Here is an 18,509-nt window from a genome sequence, read left to right as displayed (position 1 = left end):
CGCCGTTACCCGCGCCCGATATACGGCATGGTCGTCGCCATGACGGTCATGAACTGCACATTCGCCTCCAGCGGCAACGACGCCATATGCAAGACACTGGACGCCACGTTGGACACGTCCATCATGGCCTCAGGCTTGATCGAGCCATCAGCCTGCGGCACGCCCTTCTTCATCCGCTCGGACATGTCCGTGACGGCGTTGCCAATGTCGATCTGCCCGCAAGCAATCCCAAATGGCCGCCCGTCCAGCGAAATCGACCGCGTCAGCCCGGTGATCGCGTGTTTCGAGGCCGTATAGGGGGTCGACCCCCAGCGCGGCACATAGGCCGACACTGACCCGTTGTTGATGATCCGCCCGCCTTGCGGTTCCTGCGCCCGCATCCGCGCAAAAGCCGCCCGCGCACAGATGAACGACCCGGTCAGGTTGATGTCTATGGCCCGCCGGAAATCCGCAACCGAGGTCTCGTCGATAGTGCCGCCCATGACCGAAACACCGGCATTGTTGAACAGCGCATCAATCCGCCCCCACTCCGCCATCGCTGTGTCAAAGGCCGCGCCGACCGCCGCCTCATCCACAACATCACACGGCAGTGCCAGCGCATTCGCATGACTGTCGGCCATGGCCTGCACACTCTCTGCCGTCCGGCCCACGATCCCGACGCGCCAGCCCGCATCCAGAAAAACCTGCGCGCAGGCCTTGCCGATTCCGCGCGCGCCGCCGGTTATGATAATCGTCTTGGACATCCGCCCCTCCTTGATTTTCTTCTGTCCGAAAATATCCCGGGGGGTGCCGAAGGCGGGGGGCAGCGCCCCCCTCCAACCTCACCTCCCGCGCCTGTCAGTGATTGTCGCGCGGCAGATCCTTGGCAATCCGCTGATAGGCGGTGGCCAGCTCCAGACACCCGCCCTCGGCCAACTGCCCCACATGGGTGCGATAGATCTCTTCCCATGGCGTCTGATGTACGATCTCCGGTGCCTCCCAGGCATCGACCCGGGCCTGCCAGTCTGCGTCATCCACCAAGGCGTTCAAGGTGCCCGCGTTCAGGTCCAGCCGCACCCGGTCGCCGGTGTGCAAATGCGCCAACCCGCCACCAACCACCGATTCCGGTGAGGCGTTCAGGATCGACGGCGACTCGGACGTGCCCGATTGCCGCCCGTCGCCCACGGTCGGCAAGTGGTTGATCCCGGCACGGATCAGCGCATCGGGCGGCTGCATGTTGACCACCTCGGCAGAGCCGGGATAGCCCACGCACCCGACGCCGCGAATGAACAGGATGGTCTTTTCGTCGATGTCCAACGACGCGTCGTTGATCCGGTCGTGGTAATCCTCCGGTCCCTCGAACACCACGGCCTTCGCCTCGAACACGCCCTCGTTGCCCGGCTCTGACAGGAACCGCGCGCGGAAATCCGGTGAAATTACGCTGGTCTTCATCAGTGCGCTGTCAAAAAGGTTGCCGGACAAGACCTTGAACCCCGCCTTTTCCCGCATCGGCGCATCGTAGCGGCGGATCACATCCGTATCCAGACTGTCGACCCCGGCCAGGTTCGCCCCCATTGTGTTGCCCGTGGCCGTCATCGCCTCGCCGTGCAGACGCCCCGCTGACATCAATTCGCCCATGACCGCGGGCACCCCGCCCGCGCGGAAAAAGCTCTCGCCCAGGTACTCACCCGCAGGCTGCATATTGACCAGCAGCGGCACGTCAAACCCGACGGTCTCCCAGTCCTTGACGTTCAGATCCACACCCGCATGACGGGCCACCGCCTGCAAATGCGGCGGCGCGTTGGTCGACCCGCCAATGGCGGTGTTGACCACGATGGCGTTCTCAAAGGCTTCGCGGGTCAGGATATCCGAAGGCTTCAGATCCTCATGAACCATTTCGACGATACGCTGGCCAGTCTCATAGGCCATGGCCATACGCTCGCGGAACGGCGCGGGAATGGCGCTGTTGCCGGTCAGGGACATGCCCAACGCCTCTGCCATGGCGTTCATGGTGCTGGCGGTGCCCATGGTGTTGCAATGGCCAAGGCTGGGTGCGCTGGAACAGACCCGCGCCATGAATTCCTCATAGTCGATCTTGCCTTCGGCCAGCAGACGGCGGCTTTCCCAAACGATGGTGCCGGACCCGGCGCGTTTGCCCTGCCACCAGCCGTCCAGCATTGGGCCGCCGTTCAACGCAATGGCCGGCAGGTCCACCGTGGCCGCCCCCATCAGCATGGCGGGCGTGGTCTTGTCACAGCCCGTGGTCAGCACCACCCCGTCGATCGGATAGCCGTGCAGCACCTCGACCAGCGACAGATAGGCAAGGTTGCGGTCCAGCGCCGCCGTGGGCCGCTTGCCGGTTTCCTGGATCGGATGCACCGGAAACTTCATCGGCACGCCCCCGGCCTCACGGATACCCGCCTTGATGCGGTCCATCAGGAAAACGTGGATCTTGTTGCAAGGGGCCAGATCGCTGCCGGTGTTGGCGATGCCGATGATCGGCCGCTCGCCCTGCAATTCCTCACGGGTGAACGTGCTGTTCTGATAACGCTCGACATAGAGCGCGGTCATCCCCGGATTGTTCGGATTGTCGAACCACTCTTGTGAGCGAAAGCGCTTGTTCGCGCGGGTATCGGACATGACCATTCTCCCCCTCTGGTGCCCGCCGATTCTGACGGGTCTCAACTCTTGTGTGAGCATTTCAATTTGGTATACCAAATGCAAGCAACCTCGCACGAGACCACAAACGACAGCAAGGGCGCAGACCGCCCTGCCCCGGGAGGAATGATCATGAAATGGCCCCCCGCCACGCGCCGCGCGGCGTCCCTGATGCTGGTGCTGGCCTGCGCCGCACCCGCCAGCGCCGAAGACCGGCTGGATCTGGACACGGTGCGCAGCTGCATCGCAACCGCCATTGATCTGGGTAAGAAACCCACCGGCTGCATCGATGGCGCCCATGCCATCTGTCTGCAAGACGCGACAGAGACACCGGCGGTGGCGACACTTTGTTTTGAGGACGCGCGCGCGCAATGGTCCGCTGCGATCGCAGCGCGCATGGACCATCTGCGCGACGCCGCTCCAGAGCGCATTGCCGCACTGGCAGGGATCGAATTGAAATACGATCTGCTGTCCTCCCTGGTACAATGCGACCGGATGGAGGAACTGGCCATCCTGCGTGAGATCCCCGCCGAAGAGATCCGCACCCAGAAAAGCCGCTGCACCGCCACGGCCTCGGGGCTGGCCTATATCCGTCTGCTGTGGCGGCTGCCCGACCCCGACCCCGACCCGATCACCCCGGAGGACAAACAACCATGATCGAAGAACCGCCCAAGCTGACGCTGGTCAAAGGTGCGCCGCGCCCGACTGCCGAACAGATCGCCGCCTTTCAGGGGGTCGAAACCGCCTTTCTCTGCGATGCCATGGGCGGCCTGGGCGCGATGGATACAAACATCGCGCCGCTGGGCTTTGGCCGGGATCTCGCCTGCGCGGTCGCCGGACCCGCCCTGGTCGCTGACAGCGGACCCGGCGACATCATCGCCACGCTGGCGGCGGTCAACCTGCTGACACCGGGCGACGTGCTGGTGCATGCGGGGCACGGGTATCAGGGCAGCGCGACCATCGGCGACCAATTGTCGGGAATGCTCAAGAATGCAGGCGCTGCGGGCTTTGTCACCGACGGCCCGATGCGCGATTACGAAGGCATTGTCGCGGCGGGTCTGCCGTCGTGGTGCACCGGACTGAACCCGAATTCGCCATGCGTCTCCGGGCCGGGATCACTGGGCGCGTCGGCCAATGTGGGCGGTCGCCACGTCGCGACCGGCGACATGATCGTTGCCGACCGCAACGGCGTGGTGGTGATCCCCTTTGCGCAGATCGACACGGTGATTGGCAAACTGGGAGAGGTCGCCCGGCTGGAGGCCGAGCTGGAGGCCAAGGTCAAGGACGGTTTCTGCACGCCCATGGACATCGACGCCATGCTGGCCGATGGCAGCGCAGTGGAGATCGGGTAAAAGAGGGGGCGCTGCCCCCGTCTCCCTTCGGTTGACTCCCCCGGGATATTTTTTGCCAGAAGAAACGCAGGATTGTCGCTTCTTCTGGCCAGAAACATCCCGGGGTGAATGCGCGCAGCGCAGAGGGGCAGCGCCCCTTTTTTTGCTCGAAATCAGGCGAAGGCGCTTTTGGCGCCGCCGCTTTCCTGCGTCTTGAAGATGGAACTGTTGTCCGGTGCAGGTGGCAGCGGCATCCGAACCGGGACTTGCGCAAGGCGCGGCTCCAGGCAAGGCGTGCCGGTGATCATGCGGTCCTGCAGGTCTTGCCAGAACAGGCGTTGCCCCAGAGAGTGGATGTAGCTTGACGCGCCCAGCAACGGCCAGGCGTCGGCGCTGGCGCATTCGTAAAACAGGATCTGCCGCGCCCGATCCGACACATTTGGGGCCGAGCCGTGCAGGATGCGGACATGATGCACGGTCATGTCCCCGGCGCGTCCGGTCAGGGTCACTGCCTTGTCGCGTTCGAATTGCGGGTCGTCCGGATTGACCGCGCCGCAAAACACGCCGCCTGCATGGTGGCTCAACACAGGCCCCTTGTGGGAACCGGGGATCACCAGAAGCGGGCCGTTGTCCGGGGTGACATCCCGCAGCATCAGGCCAAAGGCCAGCAACGAGTCATTGGTGGCCGGGTAGAACGCCCAGTCCTGGTGCCATTCCACGGCTGCCCCGCCGCCGGGCGCCTTGGTGTTCAGCTTGGAGGTATTGAGAAAGGTGTCCGGCCCCAGCAGATCGGTCAGCACCTCGGTCACTTTCGACTGCTTCAGGATCCGGTCGTAAATCGCGTGCCGCTTGTGTGGCAGCTTGATCCGGGTCAGGCGCGGCTCTTGTGGTCCGTGGCCGCGATCGAGGTCGTAAACCTCGTTGCTTTGCGTCACTTGCCGCGACTCGTCGATCAAACCGTCTGTCACCGCCTGCAATTCGGCCAGTTCCAAAGGTGTCACAACCTGTTCGACCTTCAGATAGCCGTTTGTTTCGTAGAACTCCCGCTGTTCATGGCTCAGCATCCGCGTTTCCCTCCCGCTTGCGTGGTATCGATACCATACTTTTCATGGCACCGATACCACGGCATTCTGGCGCCTGTCAAAGGGGGCAACATGAGCGATCCGCGAAAATGGGTGACGATGGGGGATGTGGCCCGCGCCGCCGGGGTGGGCAAGATCACCGTCAGCCGGGCTTTGCGCACGCCCGCCAAGGTCAGCCCGGACACCCTTGCCAAGGTGCACAAGGCCGTGGACGCGTTGGGATATGTCCGGGACGAAACCGCAGGTGCCCTGTCGTCTCAGCGCTCACGCGTGGTGGGGGCGCTGGTATCGACGCTGGATCGTCCGGTCTTTGCCACCACGATCCGCGGTCTGGAAGAGGGGTTGAGCGCCGGGGGACTGCAACTGCTGCTGGGCAGCACGCGCTACGCACCGGACAAGGAGGCGCGCATGGTTTCGACCCTGTTGGGCCGCCGCCCCGATGCGCTGGTTCTGACCAGCACCGACCACACCCCGCAAACCCGTCGCCTGCTGGAAAACGCCGGGCTGCCGGTGATCGAGCTATGGGAGTTGCCCGATGACCCGATCTTTGCCGCGGTCGGGTTTTCCAACCGGGCGGCGGGGCGCGACATGACACGCCACCTGATCGGCTCGGGACGCAAACACCCGGTGTTTTTGCGGGTTGCCAATGCCAACGACACGCGTGCCGATCTGCGCGAAGCGGGCTATCGCGGCGCACTGGAGGGGTTTGAGCCGCGCATTCTGTCCCTGCCCCCGGATGACGCCCTGAGCGGGCCGGATTTTGGCGCGCAGGGGTTGGCGCAGGCCCTGGCTCGCTGGCCCGATACCGATGCGGTGATCTGCGTCAGCGACGCGCTGGCCGTCGGCGCCTGGTGTGAGGCGATGCGGCGCGGGCTGGACGTGCCGGGCCTGCTGGCGATCACCGGCTTTGGCGACATCGATGTGGCGGGCGACGCGGGCCTCGCGCTGACCACCATCCGCATCGACGGAGAGGCCATCGGGCGCGAGGCCGCACGCCTGACGCTGGCCGCCACAGCCGGAGAGCCGCTGGCCGACAGGATCATCGACCTTGGCTATACACTGGTGCGGCGGGCGACCGGCTAGTCGCGGCCCTTTTTCGCCTCTTCTTCCAGATCAAGCCCGTTCATCCGCGCCACATGGTCGGACAGGAAGGGGACATAGTCCTCGGCAAAGCCCTGCGCCTCGACCTGTGCGAAATACTGCCGCGTGGCAGAGGCCATCGGCGACAGCGCCCCCGCCTCGGCGGCCATGGCCAGCGCATAGCGCACGTCCTTGGACGCATTGGCGATCGAGAACTTGTGCGCGTCCCGATCCCGGTCCACCGCGTAGCTCATGAAGGTATCGAAGAACCCGTTGCCCAGCCGGGACGATCCGATCACCCGCTGGATTGTCACCGGCGGAATGCCCACCTTGGCCCCCAGCGCCGTCACCTCGGAGTAGAGGGCGGCATAGCTCATTGCGATGGTGTTCATGATCAGTTTCATCTTGTGACCCGCGCCGACCGGGCCAACGTGATTGATATTGCCCGCCCAGCATTCCATCACCGGCAGGATGCGTTGGAAAACCTCTGCATCTGCGCCGACCATCGCGTCCAGCGTTCCGGCCTCGGCCTCTTTTGGGGTGCGGCCCAGCGGCGCGTCCACCATGTGCCCGCCGCGCTCTGCCAGTTCTGCCGCCAAGGCCAGCGTCACGTTGGGATCGGAGGTCGAGCAATCCACCACGATCAGCCCGTCGCGCATCCCCGTCAGAATGCCGTCGGGGCCGCGAAAGACGCTTTCGACCTGCGGCGCGTTGGACAGGCAGATGTGAATGACATCGCACTCTGCCGCCATCTCACGCGGGGTTGCGACCTCGGTCGCGCCGCGTGCCAGCAGATCCTCAACCGGCGCGCGGTTGCGGTTGCCCTTGACCACCAGCGGATGCCCCTTTTCCAGCAGGTTCTTCGCCATTCCATGACCCATCAACCCGACGCCGATGAACCCCACCTTGACCTTGTCAGACATGCGCGACCTCCCCTGTTGCGCGCCAAAGACAGGACCGCGCGCGGGACGATGCGGCCCCCGGCCGCAAGCGGCGTCTTGCCGTCCCCCGCACGCCGTTGACTTCCCGTCCCGGCTGGTTTTGACTGCGGATGGTATACCAAATGGACCGCCATGCAAGCGGGTCCAGACACCACGTCCCGGGAGGAACACCATGCATGCACCACGGGGGCCCACCCCATGTTGACCTTTGCGCTTGCGGTGTTTTTCCTGATCATCACCCCCGGTCCCGGCGTGCTGTCGACTGCCGGACTGGGCGCGGCTTATGGCTTTCGTCCGGGTCTGACCTATGTTCTGGGGCTGTTCATCGGCACCAACCTTGTGGCGCTGGCGGTGATCTCGGGGGTGGCGGCGATTGTCCTGTCGGTCCCGGTCATCCGCACGGTCCTGATGGCCGCCTCCATCGGCTATCTGCTGTACCTTGCCGCGCGCATCGCCTTTGCCGGCAGCAAGATCGCCTTTGTCGAGGCCAAGGCCCCGCCTGCCGTCCTGTCCGGTATTCTGTTGCAGGCGATCAACCCCAAGGCCTACGCCGTCAACACCACGCTGTTTGCCGGTTTCCCGTTTGCGCCTGACAGCCTTGTCTTTGAAACCGCCGCCAAGCTGCTGATCGTAAACGCAATCTGGATTCCCATCCACCTTGCCTGGCTCTACGCCGGGGCATCGCTGCACCGGCTGAACCTGTCACAGGCCGCGCATCGCGGTATCAATTATGCCATGGCGGCCTCTATGCTGGCGGTCGTCGTCCTTGCCATCTTCTCTGCCGGAGGCGCTCTTGATGCCAAATGACACCGCCATCGCCGCGCTGGTCCAACTGCTGGGTGACCGCCTGACCACGTCAGAGGCCGACCGCCGCCTGCACGGCCAGAATGAGACCTATTATCCCAATACCCCGCCCGACGCGGTGGCCTATCCCGACAGCACCACTGAGGTGTCGCAGATCCTCAAGATCTGCCATGATCACACTTGCCCGGTGACGGCCTATGGCGCGGCCAGTTCGCTGGAGGGTCAGCACCTTGCGCTGCGCGGTGGCATCAGTCTGGACATGAGCCGCATGAACCGCGTCCTGAGTATCCAGCCCGAGGATCTGACCTGCACCGTGCAGCCCGGCCTGACCCGCAAGCAGCTGAACGAGGAACTGCGCGCCACGGGGCTGTTCTTTTCCGTCGATCCCGGCGCGGATGCCAGCATCGGCGGCATGGCGGCCACGCGCGCCTCTGGCACCACCGCCGTGCGCTATGGCACCATCCGCGACAACGTGCTTGCGGTCGAGGCGGTCATGGCCGACGGCACCGTGATCCGATCCGGCAGCCGCGCGCGCAAATCGGCGACAGGCTATGACCTCACGCACCTGATGATCGGCTCCGAAGGCACGCTGGGCATCCTCACCGAACTCACGCTGAAACTACACGGCCAGCCCGAATGCATCACCGCCGCCACCTGCCGGTTCGAGAACGTCGGCCAAGCCGTCGCCTGTGTCATCGCCACCATCCAGTGCGGCATTCCCATGGCGCGCATCGAACTTCTGGATCACATGATGGTGCGCGGCTTCAACACCTATGCCAACGCGGGACTGCCCGAGGAACCGCATCTGTTTCTGGAATTTCACGGCGCGCCCGGCGCCGTGGCCGAACAGATGGCCAGCTTTGAGGAGATCGCGCAGGACAGCGGCGCGCGCGGCTGGCGCACCGCAACCACGACAGAGGACCGCAACGCCCTGTGGGCGATGCGCCACAACGCGCACTATGCCTCTGCCGCGCTGGGTCCGGGCAAACACATCTGGCCCACCGATGTCTGCGTGCCGATTTCGCACCTGGCAGAGGCCATTGCCCAATCGCAGGCCGACGCCAAACGCCTGAACCTGACCGCCACCATCGTCGGCCATGTGGGCGACGGCAATTTCCACGCCGGTCTGTCGGTCGACCCGAACGACGCCGATGAAATGGCCCGCGCCCATACCTTTACCCATACGCTGGGGGAAACCGCCCTGCGCCTTGGCGGGACGGTGTCGGGCGAACACGGCATCGGCATCGGCAAACAGGACTTCATGACGGTCGAACACGGCCCCGCCCTGACCTACATGCGCGCCATCAAACAGGCGTTCGACCCCAAAGGCATCCTCAATCCGGGCAAGCTTTTGCCCCCTGAATTCCTGCAAGAGGCCGCAGAATGACGCGTTTCCTGACACTTGGCGAAATCATGATCGAAATGGCCCCTGCCCCCGACAGCCCCGGACTGTTCCGCCTTGGCTATGCCGGCGACACGTTCAACACCGCCTGGTACGCGCGCCGACTGCTGCCCACGCCCTGGACGGTCAGCTACGGCACGGTGATCGGGGACGACGCGATGTCCACCGATCTGGCACAGTTCATCGAACGCCAGGGCGTCGCCACCGACACGCTGCGGCGTATCCCGGACCGCACCGTGGGCCTCTACATGATCCAGACCCGCGACGGCGAGCGCAGCTTTTCCTACTGGCGCGGGCAATCGGCGGCCCGGACGCTGGCCGACGATCCCGATTGGCTGGACACCATCTTCAAGGACCGCGCCGTGATCCAGTTTTCCGGCATCACGCTGGCGATCCTGACGCCCGAGGCGCGCAAGACCCTGTGCGCCGCGCTGGGGCGCGCCCGCGCGGCGGGCAGCCACATCGCCTTTGACACCAACCTGCGCCCGCGCCTGTGGGACAGCGCCGAGGCGATGCGTTCCGGCCTGCTACAAGGGGCTGCGGTATCGGACACCGTGATGCCCAGCTTTGACGAGGAACAACTCGCCTTTCAGGACGCCACGCCAGAGGAAACCGTGCAACGCTACCGCGCCGCCGGGGCCTCCTGCGTGGTGATCAAGAACGGAGAGGCCCCGTGCCACGGCTGGTCCCAGACCGATGGCACGGTCACCTGCACGCCGCCGGACGTGGCCCGCGTGGTCGACAGCACGGCGGCGGGCGACAGCTTTGGCGCCGGCTTTCTCGCGGCGCAGGCCATGGGGGCCAACCTTGGCACCGCAATGACCCGCGCCGCCCACCTGGCCGCAGAGGTCATCCAGCATCCCGGCGCGCTGGCGCCACAGATCTTCGAGACAGGAGAAACCTCATGAACATCGTCATCCTCGGCGGGGCCGGACTTGTCGGCCAGAAACTCGCCCGCGCGCTTGCCAAACGCGGCACCCTGCGCGACGCCGAAATCTCGGGTCTGACACTTGCCGACATCACCGATCCGGCCCCGATCGACGCGCCCTTTCCTGTTCAGACGCTGACCTGTGACATCACCGATCCCGCCTCGGTCGCGCAGGCCATTCCCGCAGGCACCGACGTGATCTACCTGCTGGCAGCGGTTGTTTCGGCCCACGCCGAACAGGATTTCGACTTTGGCTACAAGGTCAACATGATGGGCACGCTGAACGTGCTGGAACGCGCCCGCGCGCTGGGAACCTGCCCGGCCCTGGTCTTTACCTCCTCCATCGCCGTCTACGGCGGCGAGGTGCCGCAACCCTTCACCGATCACTCCCTGCCCAACCCGCAAATCAGCTATGGCGCGCAAAAGGCCATCGGCGAACTGCTGGTCAACGACTATGCGCGCAAGGGCTTTATCGACGGGCGTGGCTTTCGCCTGCCGACAATCTCTGTGCGCCCCGGCAAACCCAACCGCGCCGCCTCTGGCTTTATGTCGTCGATCTTTCGCGAACCGCTGCAGGGGCAAACCGCCAACTGCCCGGTGGACAAGGATTTCCACCACTTCTACCTCAGCCCGCGCAAATGCGTCGAAAACCTGATCAAAGGCGCTGAAATCCCCCGCGATGCGCTGGGCCTGAACCCGACCATGACAATGCCGGGCCGGGTCTGGACCATCGGGCAGATGATCGACGCCCTGACCGCCGTTGCAGGCCCGGAACCGGCCAAGCTGATCACATGGGAACCGCAGCCCGAGATTGAGCCCATTCTCAAGGGCTGGCGCAACGACATCCGCCCGCAAAAGGCCGCCCGTCTGGGGCTGGAGGCCGACGCGAGCTTTGAGGACAACATCCGTTATTTCCTCGAAGACGACCTGCCGGCCTGATCCGGCCAACAGCGACTGGTCTGATCAAATACCTCCGGGCGACTGGCGGCTGGCGCTGCAATTGCCAGTCACCCGCGCAGATCCGCCGAGGTCATGGGGCTTGCGCCTGCAAGTCCCGTGAGCGGTCAGGCTGTCCCGGTTGGGCGAACTTGATCCGGTCCGTCCGGCGCGTCGGGCGGGTGTCCTGAACCGATGTCGCCACGGCTTGGCACCCCGTGGCGGATCGGGCATTCCGCCAGACGTCAGCCCGTGAGAGCGTCAATTCAGGGGGGTCTTGCAAAGAAATCACAGGTCCGCACATGTGACTGCGGCCCCTGTCGAGACTGCCAAACGCCCGGATTTTCGCCTGACAGCCGTCCGCCCGCGTCATAGGGGGGCGGACATCCTCGACGACTCTACTGACCTGCATTGGCTTTGGGCCTTCATGTTGGACCCGATCATTTTTGCCCCGCATGGACTTTGTGGCGGCGTGCCTGTCGTCTTTCCGCAGTATTTTTTCCGCAGTATTTTTGGGACGCGGTTTTCGCCCCTCTCCATCCTTGCCTACTCCGAAGGGCGCGCCCGCGCGCAAAGGCGCGCAAAGGAAGGCCGAAAAGACGCTGGTGGGCGACAGTGTCCGGCGTGTCTGACTTCGCCCGCCCCTGCGCCGTCACGCGATGGAAAACACACTGGCGGGGCGGCCTGAACGGCAAAGATCACCCGCAGGCCAAGCGCCCGCAGGGTGCGGCTGTCACCTCACCACGCGCGCCTCAATCCCTAACGCAAAGTAAAACCGTCTCTGTAACCCATTGATTTCAAACACCCCGAACAGTGTCCACATGTGGACAGCCCTCACCCCGCTGCCAGTCGCGTGCAAGCGCCCTTGCCAGTGACCTGCCAAGGCCTTAGGCGACGATCATGCTGTCGTATCAACACGCCTATCACGCCGGAAACCTCGCCGATGTCCACAAACACGCGGTCCTCGCGTGGTGCCTCGATTACCTGACCCGCAAGCCCAAGCCGATCACCTATATCGAGACCCACGCCGGGCGGGGCCTGTATGACCTGTCGGGGGCCGAGGCGCGCAAGACAGGTGAGGCCGCCAAGGGGATTACCCTTGCCTCCGCATGGTTCGCCCCGGATCATCCCTATGCCCGCGCCCTGGCCCAGGTGCAGGACACCCACGGCGCAACCGCCTATCCCGGCTCTCCCCTCATCGCGCAAAACCTCCTGCGCGCGACCGACAGGCTCCATCTCGCAGAGCTTCACCCGCAGGAACACGCCGCCCTGAAACAGGTCGTGCGCGCGCCAAATACGCGGGTCTACCTCGAGGACGGCTTTGCCCTGATCCAAAGCCTGTGCCCCCCCGACCCCCGCCGGGGCCTGGTGCTGATCGACCCCAGCTGGGAGATCAAGACCGACTACACCACCGTCCCCAAGGCGATGGCACAGGTCGCCCGCAAGTGGAACGTCGGAGCGATGATCCTGTGGTATCCACTGCTGAACGACGCCCCCCATGCCCCGATGCTGCGCACCTTGCAGGATCATTTCCCCGACGGGCTGCGCCATGAGGTCACCTTTCCCCCGGCACGCGACGGCCACCGAATGACTGGCTCTGGCCTGTTCATCGTCAACCCGCCCTGGGGGCTGGATGAGGCGTTGAAAACACTGTCGGCACAATTCGCCAAACTGGCCGCTTGAGGCGCGTGGCGCCGTTGCGCGGACCATGTTACCCAAGGCCAAACCACGCGGAGTGCCGCCCATGTTCGACCGATTGAAAGCCTTTTTTCACCACGGCCCCCGCAAGCCGGAACCACTGCCGGAACCCGACGCCAAACTGGCATTGGGGACGCTGCTTGTGCGGGTCGCACAGGCCGACAACACCTACCTCTTTGAGGAAATCAGCCAGATCGACCGGACCTTGTCCAAGGCATTTGGCCTCAACCCGGTGGAGGCGGCCAAGATGCGCGCCACCTGTGAACGGCTGGCGCATGAGATCACCGATGATGCCCGGATGTCGGCGCTGATCCGTGAGAATGTCGACTATGCCCACCGGGTCGAGACGGTGCAGGCACTGTGGCAGGTGGCCTGGGCCGACGGGATCACCGATGCCCGCGAGGCGTCGCTGGTTCAGCTGATCGAAGACGCGCTTGGCGTGGCGCCTGCCGACAACGAGGCCGCCCGCAGCGCCGCTGTCATTCCCTGAGGGTTTGTGTCCGCCGTCGTGCGGGCCTATATCAACGCCATGTTTGCAGATTTTCTCAAGCGCCTGACCGCGCCAGACCCCGCCCCGCTGCCCGATGCGGATGCCCGCCTTGCGCTGACCGCCCTGCTGGTGCGGGTCGCCCGGTCCGACGGCGATTTCGACGACGCCGAAAAGGCGCGCATCGACCGGATCGTCGCCACCCGATACGGACTTTCCCCGTTCGAGGCGACCCGGCTGCGCAGCGAGGGCGAAACGCTGGAAACAGAGGCCCCCGACACCGTGCGCTTTACCCGCGCGATCAAGGATGCGGTGCCCTACGACGACCGCATCGGCGTGATAGAGGCGCTGTGGCAGGTTGTGCTGGCAGACGGCGTGCGCGAGGCCGAAGAGGACGCGCTGCTGCGCCTGGTGTCCAACCTGCTGGGCGTCAACGACCGAGACAGCGCGCTTGCGCGGCGACGAGTGGACAAAGACGGATGATTGCCAGCCTTCCGATGTACTGGCAGCGCGAGACGGCGCAGCATTGGGCGTTGTTCTGGGATGCGGTGCAGCAACGCCTGCCGCATTTGCCACCGCTGACCACCCCCGATGCCCTGCCCGAGGACTGGTATGCGCACTGGATGGCGCCGGATCTGATTCTGTCACACACCTGCGGCCTGCCGTTTCGGGACAGGCTGCGCGACCGTGTGACCTATGTGGCCACTTTCGACTATGCGCTGCCGGACACGCCGCCGGGGTACTACCATTCGGTCGTGCTGGCCCGCCGTGGCGAAACCCGCGACCAAGGTGACCTGCGCCTTGCCTTCAACCAACCCGACAGCCAGTCCGGCTGGGGATCGACACGGGCGCGCGGTTTTGCCGGATACCTGGAAACCGGCGCCCACCGGAAATCTGTCAGCGCGGTCATCGACGGGCGCGCAGACGTGGCCTATGTCGACGCGGTGACCTGGCGCATCCTGTGCCTGCTGGACCCGACCATCGCAGAGGCATTGCAGGTGATAGACCGCAGCACACCGACCGCCGGTCTGGCGCTGATCACTGCAATCGGAAACGATCCCGCCCCCCTGCACGACGCATTGGCCGCGGCGCTGGACGACATCCCCGCAGAAACCCGCACCGCGATGGGGGGGCCTGTCGGGCTGACCCGAATCAGCAACGCCGATTACCTGGCCGTCCCGATCCCGTCGCCGCCGCCGCAGACCCGCGCCATCGCCTGACCTTTGGTCATCATGGTCTCCCAAGGCCGCCTCCGGGCGATTTCTCGATTGCAACCCTGTCGTCTTGCCGCCAATCTGTTGCAGATCTGAGCAACAGGCAGGAACTGCATGGCGACCCAGCCAGTTATCGAAATCCGCAACCTGCACAAGGCCTATGGGTCGCTTGAGGTTATCAAGGGTGTCGACATCACCGCGCACAAGGGTGACGTCGTCTCACTAATTGGGTCGTCCGGGTCGGGCAAATCCACGCTGCTGCGCTGTTGTAACCTGCTTGAAGACAGCCAGCAGGGCGAAATCCTGTTCAAGGGAGAGCCGGTCCTCTGGAAGGGCACCGGCCACAACCGACGCCCTGCCGACGCCAAACAAGTTCTGCGCATCCGCACGAATCTGTCGATGGTCTTTCAGCAGTTCAATCTTTGGGCCCACATGACGATCCTGCAAAACGTCATGGAGGCGCCGGTGACTGTGCTGGGCCGCGACCGGGCAGAGGTAGAACAGGCGGCGCGCGGCTATCTGGACAAGGTGGGGATCGGCGACAAATGTGACGCCTACCCGGCGCAATTATCAGGCGGCCAGCAACAACGCGCCGCCATTGCCCGCGCCCTGTGCATGGAGCCCGAGGCGCTGCTGTTCGATGAGCCGACCAGCGCGCTGGACCCCGAACTGGAACAGGAAGTTGTCCGCGTCATCAAATCGCTGGCGCAAGAGGGGCGCACGATGCTGATCGTGACCCATGACATGAAAATGGCCTCGGATGTGAGCAATCATGTGGTCTTTCTCCATCAGGGCCTGATCGAGGAACAGGGGCCGCCGGAAACACTCTTCGGCGCGCCCAAGTCGGAACGACTGCAGGGTTTCCTGAAGTCGACCGTACACGCGTAGGCCAAAGGTCTGCGGAAAGACAGGCGGCGAACCGGCCGTCGAAACAACAGGGAGTAACGATATGAAAAAACTGATGATCGGAACGGCGGCGCTGGCGATGCTTGCGGGCGCGGCCTGGGCGGAAAGCCATTCGGTTGTGCGGATGGGCACCGAAGGGGCTTATGCGCCTTACAACTTCATCAACGACGCCGGCGAAGTGGACGGGTTTGAGCGCGATTTGGGCGATGAGCTGTGCAAGCGCGCCGAACTGACCTGCGAATGGGTCACGAACGAGTGGGATTCGATCATCCCGAACCTCGTGTCGGGCAACTACGACACCATCATCGCGGGCATGTCGATCACCGACGAACGCGACGAGGTGATTGATTTCACCCAGAACTACACCCAGCCGGACCCGTCCGCCTTTCTCGCCCCCGAGGGCGCGGAACTGGACATGGAAGGCGGCATTTTCGCTGCGCAGTCCGGCACGATCCAGGCCTCCTACATCGCCGAGATGGGTGCCACGCTGGTAGAATTCGCCACGCCGGATGAAACCATCGCCGCCGTGCGCAATGGTGAGGCCGACGCGGTTCTGGCCGACAAGGCGTTCCTGTCGCCAATCGCCGAAGCGGACGCCGAGCTTGCCTTTGCCGGGGACGATGTCCTGATCGGTGGCGGCATCGGCATGGGCCTGCGCGAAAGCGACGGTGAGTTGCGCGCAAAGTTCGACGCGGCGATCCAGTCCATGAAGGACGACGGCACGCTGAACGACCTGATCACCAAGTGGGAGGTTGGCGAAACCTTCTGATGCACGGGCCGGGCGGGGCAATGCCCCGCCCGCTTACGCGATGTTCAGCTTTTGCACTGACCCAAGTATACTCGACACTCCGGCATGGATGGCCTGCTACCTGACCACGGGCAAGCATATGGCGATCTACTGGTCGGTGGGCACCGTCCTGCTTTTGCTGGCGATCACCGCGCCGGTTGCGCTGGCCTTTGGCTTTGCCGGGGCGGCGGCGGCGCGGTCGCGGTTCTTGCCGCTCAGCCTTCTGGGGCGGGGGTATGTCGCCATTGTGCGCGGCGTGCCCGACATCGCATTTTTCCTGTTCTTTGTCATCGCGCTGGACCAGTTTTTTGAGTGGATCCGGCACGAGGTGAAATGCCCCGACTGGGATCAGCCGATCCGACAGGGCAATGACTTTGTCGTCTGCGCGGCAGCCAAGCTGCCGCAGGGCAATTCGGCGCAATGGATACATGAGACCTATGGGTTCTTTCTGGCGGTTCTGACCTTTGCCATCGTCTTTGGCGCCTTCGCGGCCAACGTTCTGTACGGCGCGATGCGGGCGGTGCCGCGCGCGCAGCTGGAAACGGCCGAGGCCTATGGCATGAGCCAGCGCCAGTGTTTCTGGCGCATTCTGGTGCCGCAGATGTGGGTCTTTGCCCTGCCAGGCCTGTCCAACCTCTGGATGGTGCTGATCAAGGCGACGCCGCTGCTGTTCCTGCTGGGGGTCGAGGATATCGTGTATTGGGCGCGCGAGCTGGGCGGTTCCAAGACCCCGCGCTTTACCGACTATCCGCACGGCGATTGGCGGATGTGGTATTTCCTTGGGTTGCTGGTGTTTTACCTCGCCTTCACCCGCGTCTCCGAGGTGGCACTTGACCGGATCATGAAACGTCTGACCAAAGGCCAGGCCACCACCGGCGGCGAAGCGCAGAGGAAGACGGCATGAGCTGCTGGGAGACCATTGCCGACTACAGCCTGCGCTCCATCGGGATCGGTGAGCGGTTGCTGCCGAGGGAAAATTTTACCCTGTGTCAGCAGGTGGTGCTGATCGGCTCCGGGATGATCTGGAACATCTATTTCGGGGTGATCGCGCTGGTGTCGGGGTTCTTTCTGGCGACCGCCGTGGCCCTGGGCAAGGCGACGGCGAATCCGCTGCTGCGCAAACCCAGCGAGTGGTTCATCTTTGTCTTTCGCGGCAGCCCGTTGTTCATCCAGTTCTTCTTTGCCTATTTCGCCTTTCTCAGCCTGAAATCGGTCTCGCCGATCTTTGATCCCTTCACGGCAGCGTGGCTGGGTGCTGCGATCGTGTTGTTTCTGAACACTGCCGCCTATTCGGGTGAGATCTTTTACGGCGCGCTCTTGTCGATCCCCAAGGGGGACTTGGACGCGGCGGATGCGTATGGGTTCTCGGGCTGGACAAAATTCCGCAAGATCACCTGGCCGACGATGCTGCGGCTGGCTTGGCCGGCCTACACCAATGAGGCGATCTTTTTGTTTCATGCGACCACGCTGGTCTATCTGTCGGGTTTTCCGGCGTGGCGGCAAAAGGGCGACGCGCTGTATTACGCCAGCTATTTTGCCGACAAGACCTTTAATCCCTTCGTGCCCTACCCGATCCTTGCGGGGTATTTCATCCTTGTGACGCTGGTGATCATCAGCCTGTTCGGGCTGATGAACCGGCGGCTCAATCGGCACCTGCCGCAGGACGTTCGGGGGCGGATCAGGCTGCGGATGAACCTGATCCGCTGAGGGGTGTCCACGCGTGGACAGCGTTTGGCACACGCAATATCAATGGGTTACAGAGACGAATTTACGTCTTGTTAGGAAATGACTGCCCCCCGGCGACGCCCAGAGGAGCCCCGAGATGCCCGCCATGACCACCTTTCGCGCCGCTGTCGATCCGTCGCACTGTGACTTTCTGGGTCACATGAATGTCTCACGCTATTTCGCGGCCTGTTCGGATGCGGTCTTTGCCCTGCAGGCGGAACTGGGCCTGACGCCGGATGACATGCGCAGCGGGCGGCGGTTGTCCTTTGCGGTGGTCCATGCAGAGAGCGATTTTCGCGCCGAACTGCTGGCTGGCGATCTGTTGCGGATGGAAACCGACATTGTCGCAATCGGGACCAAATCCATGAGCTTTCGGCACCGGCTTTATCGCTGCCCCGATGAAACGCTGTCCTTTGAGGCGACGTTCAAGGGCGTGCTGCTGTCGCTGGACACACGACGCGCGGTCGAGGTGCCGCAAGATCTGCGCGACCGGGCGGCGGCGTTTTTGGCCGGTTAAGGACGCCCGACCCAGGACCGCACGCCCATTTCTC

Annotated in this window: 20 protein-coding genes; 16 read left to right on the top strand and 4 right to left on the bottom strand. The window is 64.1% G+C overall.

The features are described from left to right. Positions 1-5: 5 nt before the first annotated feature. A complete protein-coding gene (locus tag CHB90_RS05935) occupies positions 6-743 on the bottom strand; it encodes an SDR family oxidoreductase (RefSeq protein ID WP_089276933.1) in 738 nt (245 codons plus the stop codon). Positions 744-837: 94 nt separating this feature from the next. Then, on the bottom strand, positions 838-2,619 hold the full coding sequence (locus CHB90_RS05930; RefSeq protein ID WP_089276956.1) for an IlvD/Edd family dehydratase: 1,782 nt from the start codon (positions 2,617-2,619) through the stop codon (positions 838-840). Between the two features lie 150 nt (positions 2,620-2,769). Between CHB90_RS05930 and CHB90_RS05925 the strand changes: the two genes are divergently transcribed. Both CHB90_RS05925 and CHB90_RS05920 read left to right on the top strand, forming a co-directional pair. Beyond that, positions 2,770-3,294, top strand: coding sequence for a hypothetical protein (locus tag CHB90_RS05925; RefSeq protein WP_141135808.1), 525 nt, complete (start codon positions 2,770-2,772; stop codon positions 3,292-3,294). After that, a complete protein-coding gene (locus CHB90_RS05920) occupies positions 3,291-3,989 on the top strand; it encodes an RraA family protein (protein WP_089276931.1) in 699 nt (232 codons plus the stop codon). Before CHB90_RS05925 ends, CHB90_RS05920 begins: the two co-directional genes overlap by 4 nt. A gap of 152 nt (positions 3,990-4,141) precedes the next feature. Here CHB90_RS05920 and CHB90_RS05915 read toward each other — a convergent pair whose 3' ends face one another. Further along, a complete protein-coding gene (locus CHB90_RS05915; protein WP_089276955.1) occupies positions 4,142-5,032 on the bottom strand; it encodes a phytanoyl-CoA dioxygenase family protein in 891 nt (296 codons plus the stop codon). A 90-nt stretch (positions 5,033-5,122) separates the two neighbouring features. On the opposite strand from CHB90_RS05915, the gene CHB90_RS05910 reads away from it, so the two are divergent. Next, positions 5,123-6,133 carry a LacI family DNA-binding transcriptional regulator gene (locus CHB90_RS05910; protein ID WP_170940990.1) on the top strand — a complete coding sequence of 337 codons (1,011 nt, stop codon included), beginning with the start codon at positions 5,123-5,125 and terminating at the stop codon, positions 6,131-6,133. On the opposite strand, the gene CHB90_RS05905 is transcribed toward CHB90_RS05910, so the two are convergent. Then, positions 6,130-7,053, bottom strand: a complete 924-nt coding sequence (locus CHB90_RS05905) for an NAD(P)-dependent oxidoreductase (protein WP_089276929.1) — start codon at positions 7,051-7,053, stop codon at positions 6,130-6,132. The genes CHB90_RS05910 and CHB90_RS05905 overlap by 4 nt on opposite strands. Before the next feature lie 216 nt (positions 7,054-7,269). Here CHB90_RS05905 and CHB90_RS05900 point away from each other — a divergent pair, with 216 nt between their 5' ends. From CHB90_RS05900 to CHB90_RS05835, 13 genes are all read left to right on the top strand, one after another. Further along, on the top strand, positions 7,270-7,878 hold the full coding sequence (locus tag CHB90_RS05900) for a LysE family translocator (RefSeq protein WP_089276928.1): 609 nt from the start codon (positions 7,270-7,272) through the stop codon (positions 7,876-7,878). Further along, the gene (locus CHB90_RS05895) at positions 7,868-9,262 is read left to right on the top strand and encodes an FAD-binding oxidoreductase (RefSeq protein WP_089276927.1); all 1,395 of its coding nucleotides are present in this window, start codon (positions 7,868-7,870) and stop codon (positions 9,260-9,262) included. Before CHB90_RS05900 ends, CHB90_RS05895 begins: the two co-directional genes overlap by 11 nt. Then, positions 9,259-10,185: a sugar kinase gene (locus CHB90_RS05890; protein ID WP_089276926.1), complete on the top strand. Its 927-nt coding sequence runs from the start codon at positions 9,259-9,261 to the stop codon at positions 10,183-10,185. The genes CHB90_RS05895 and CHB90_RS05890 overlap by 4 nt, the downstream gene beginning before the upstream one ends. Beyond that, positions 10,182-11,144 (top strand): D-erythronate dehydrogenase, encoded by a 963-nt coding sequence (gene denD / locus CHB90_RS05885; RefSeq protein ID WP_089276925.1) that lies wholly within the window; start codon positions 10,182-10,184, stop codon positions 11,142-11,144. The genes CHB90_RS05890 and denD overlap by 4 nt, the downstream gene beginning before the upstream one ends. An 897-nt stretch (positions 11,145-12,041) precedes the next feature. After that, the gene (locus CHB90_RS05875; protein ID WP_089276923.1) at positions 12,042-12,824 is read left to right on the top strand and encodes a 23S rRNA (adenine(2030)-N(6))-methyltransferase RlmJ; all 783 of its coding nucleotides are present in this window, start codon (positions 12,042-12,044) and stop codon (positions 12,822-12,824) included. 61 nt (positions 12,825-12,885) lie between these two features. Further along, positions 12,886-13,329, top strand: a complete 444-nt coding sequence (locus CHB90_RS05870; RefSeq protein ID WP_089276922.1) for a tellurite resistance TerB family protein — start codon at positions 12,886-12,888, stop codon at positions 13,327-13,329. Positions 13,330-13,368: 39 nt separating this feature from the next. Further along, positions 13,369-13,809, top strand: coding sequence for a tellurite resistance TerB family protein (locus tag CHB90_RS05865; RefSeq protein WP_089276954.1), 441 nt, complete (start codon positions 13,369-13,371; stop codon positions 13,807-13,809). Further along, positions 13,806-14,546, top strand: a complete 741-nt coding sequence (locus tag CHB90_RS05860; RefSeq protein ID WP_089276921.1) for a phosphate/phosphite/phosphonate ABC transporter substrate-binding protein — start codon at positions 13,806-13,808, stop codon at positions 14,544-14,546. Before CHB90_RS05865 ends, CHB90_RS05860 begins: the two co-directional genes overlap by 4 nt. Before the next feature lie 108 nt (positions 14,547-14,654). Beyond that, positions 14,655-15,428: an ABC transporter ATP-binding protein gene (locus CHB90_RS05855; RefSeq protein WP_089276920.1), complete on the top strand. Its 774-nt coding sequence runs from the start codon at positions 14,655-14,657 to the stop codon at positions 15,426-15,428. 61 nt (positions 15,429-15,489) lie between these two features. Further along, complete coding sequence (locus CHB90_RS05850) at positions 15,490-16,215, top strand: transporter substrate-binding domain-containing protein (RefSeq protein WP_089276919.1); 726 nt, start codon at positions 15,490-15,492, stop codon at positions 16,213-16,215. 40 nt (positions 16,216-16,255) lie between these two features. Beyond that, entirely contained in the window at positions 16,256-17,137 is an 882-nt protein-coding gene (locus CHB90_RS05845) for an ABC transporter permease (RefSeq protein ID WP_089276918.1), read from the top strand. Then, positions 17,134-17,940, top strand: a complete 807-nt coding sequence (locus CHB90_RS05840; protein WP_089276917.1) for an ABC transporter permease — start codon at positions 17,134-17,136, stop codon at positions 17,938-17,940. Before CHB90_RS05845 ends, CHB90_RS05840 begins: the two co-directional genes overlap by 4 nt. Before the next feature lie 115 nt (positions 17,941-18,055). Beyond that, the gene (locus CHB90_RS05835) at positions 18,056-18,475 is read left to right on the top strand and encodes an acyl-CoA thioesterase (protein WP_089276916.1); all 420 of its coding nucleotides are present in this window, start codon (positions 18,056-18,058) and stop codon (positions 18,473-18,475) included. Positions 18,476-18,509 lie beyond the last annotated feature (34 nt).

It is taken from the genome of Antarctobacter heliothermus, assembly GCF_900188425.1.
GTDB lineage: Bacteria > Pseudomonadota > Alphaproteobacteria > Rhodobacterales > Rhodobacteraceae > Antarctobacter > Antarctobacter heliothermus.
This window is presented reverse-complemented; position numbering and strand designations above follow the sequence as displayed.

Excerpts from the sequence above, each read along its gene's own strand:
- CHB90_RS05935 (WP_089276933.1), bottom strand. The coding sequence starts at position 743 with ATGTCCAAGACGATTATCATAACCGGCGGCGCGCGCGGAATCGGCAAG.
- CHB90_RS05930 (WP_089276956.1), bottom strand. The coding sequence starts at position 2,619 with ATGTCCGATACCCGCGCGAACAAGCGCTTTCGCTCACAAGAGTGGTTC.
- CHB90_RS05925 (WP_141135808.1), top strand. The coding sequence starts at position 2,770 with ATGAAATGGCCCCCCGCCACGCGCCGCGCGGCGTCCCTGATGCTGGTG.
- CHB90_RS05920 (WP_089276931.1), top strand. The coding sequence starts at position 3,291 with ATGATCGAAGAACCGCCCAAGCTGACGCTGGTCAAAGGTGCGCCGCGC.
- CHB90_RS05915 (WP_089276955.1), bottom strand. The coding sequence starts at position 5,032 with ATGCTGAGCCATGAACAGCGGGAGTTCTACGAAACAAACGGCTATCTG.
- CHB90_RS05910 (WP_170940990.1), top strand. The coding sequence starts at position 5,123 with ATGAGCGATCCGCGAAAATGGGTGACGATGGGGGATGTGGCCCGCGCC.
- CHB90_RS05905 (WP_089276929.1), bottom strand. The coding sequence starts at position 7,053 with ATGTCTGACAAGGTCAAGGTGGGGTTCATCGGCGTCGGGTTGATGGGT.
- CHB90_RS05900 (WP_089276928.1), top strand. The coding sequence starts at position 7,270 with ATGTTGACCTTTGCGCTTGCGGTGTTTTTCCTGATCATCACCCCCGGT.
- CHB90_RS05895 (WP_089276927.1), top strand. The coding sequence starts at position 7,868 with ATGCCAAATGACACCGCCATCGCCGCGCTGGTCCAACTGCTGGGTGAC.
- CHB90_RS05890 (WP_089276926.1), top strand. The coding sequence starts at position 9,259 with ATGACGCGTTTCCTGACACTTGGCGAAATCATGATCGAAATGGCCCCT.
- denD (WP_089276925.1), top strand. The coding sequence starts at position 10,182 with ATGAACATCGTCATCCTCGGCGGGGCCGGACTTGTCGGCCAGAAACTC.
- CHB90_RS05875 (WP_089276923.1), top strand. The coding sequence starts at position 12,042 with ATGCTGTCGTATCAACACGCCTATCACGCCGGAAACCTCGCCGATGTC.
- CHB90_RS05870 (WP_089276922.1), top strand. The coding sequence starts at position 12,886 with ATGTTCGACCGATTGAAAGCCTTTTTTCACCACGGCCCCCGCAAGCCG.
- CHB90_RS05865 (WP_089276954.1), top strand. The coding sequence starts at position 13,369 with ATGTTTGCAGATTTTCTCAAGCGCCTGACCGCGCCAGACCCCGCCCCG.
- CHB90_RS05860 (WP_089276921.1), top strand. The coding sequence starts at position 13,806 with ATGATTGCCAGCCTTCCGATGTACTGGCAGCGCGAGACGGCGCAGCAT.
- CHB90_RS05855 (WP_089276920.1), top strand. The coding sequence starts at position 14,655 with ATGGCGACCCAGCCAGTTATCGAAATCCGCAACCTGCACAAGGCCTAT.
- CHB90_RS05850 (WP_089276919.1), top strand. The coding sequence starts at position 15,490 with ATGAAAAAACTGATGATCGGAACGGCGGCGCTGGCGATGCTTGCGGGC.
- CHB90_RS05845 (WP_089276918.1), top strand. The coding sequence starts at position 16,256 with ATGTTCAGCTTTTGCACTGACCCAAGTATACTCGACACTCCGGCATGG.
- CHB90_RS05840 (WP_089276917.1), top strand. The coding sequence starts at position 17,134 with ATGAGCTGCTGGGAGACCATTGCCGACTACAGCCTGCGCTCCATCGGG.
- CHB90_RS05835 (WP_089276916.1), top strand. The coding sequence starts at position 18,056 with ATGCCCGCCATGACCACCTTTCGCGCCGCTGTCGATCCGTCGCACTGT.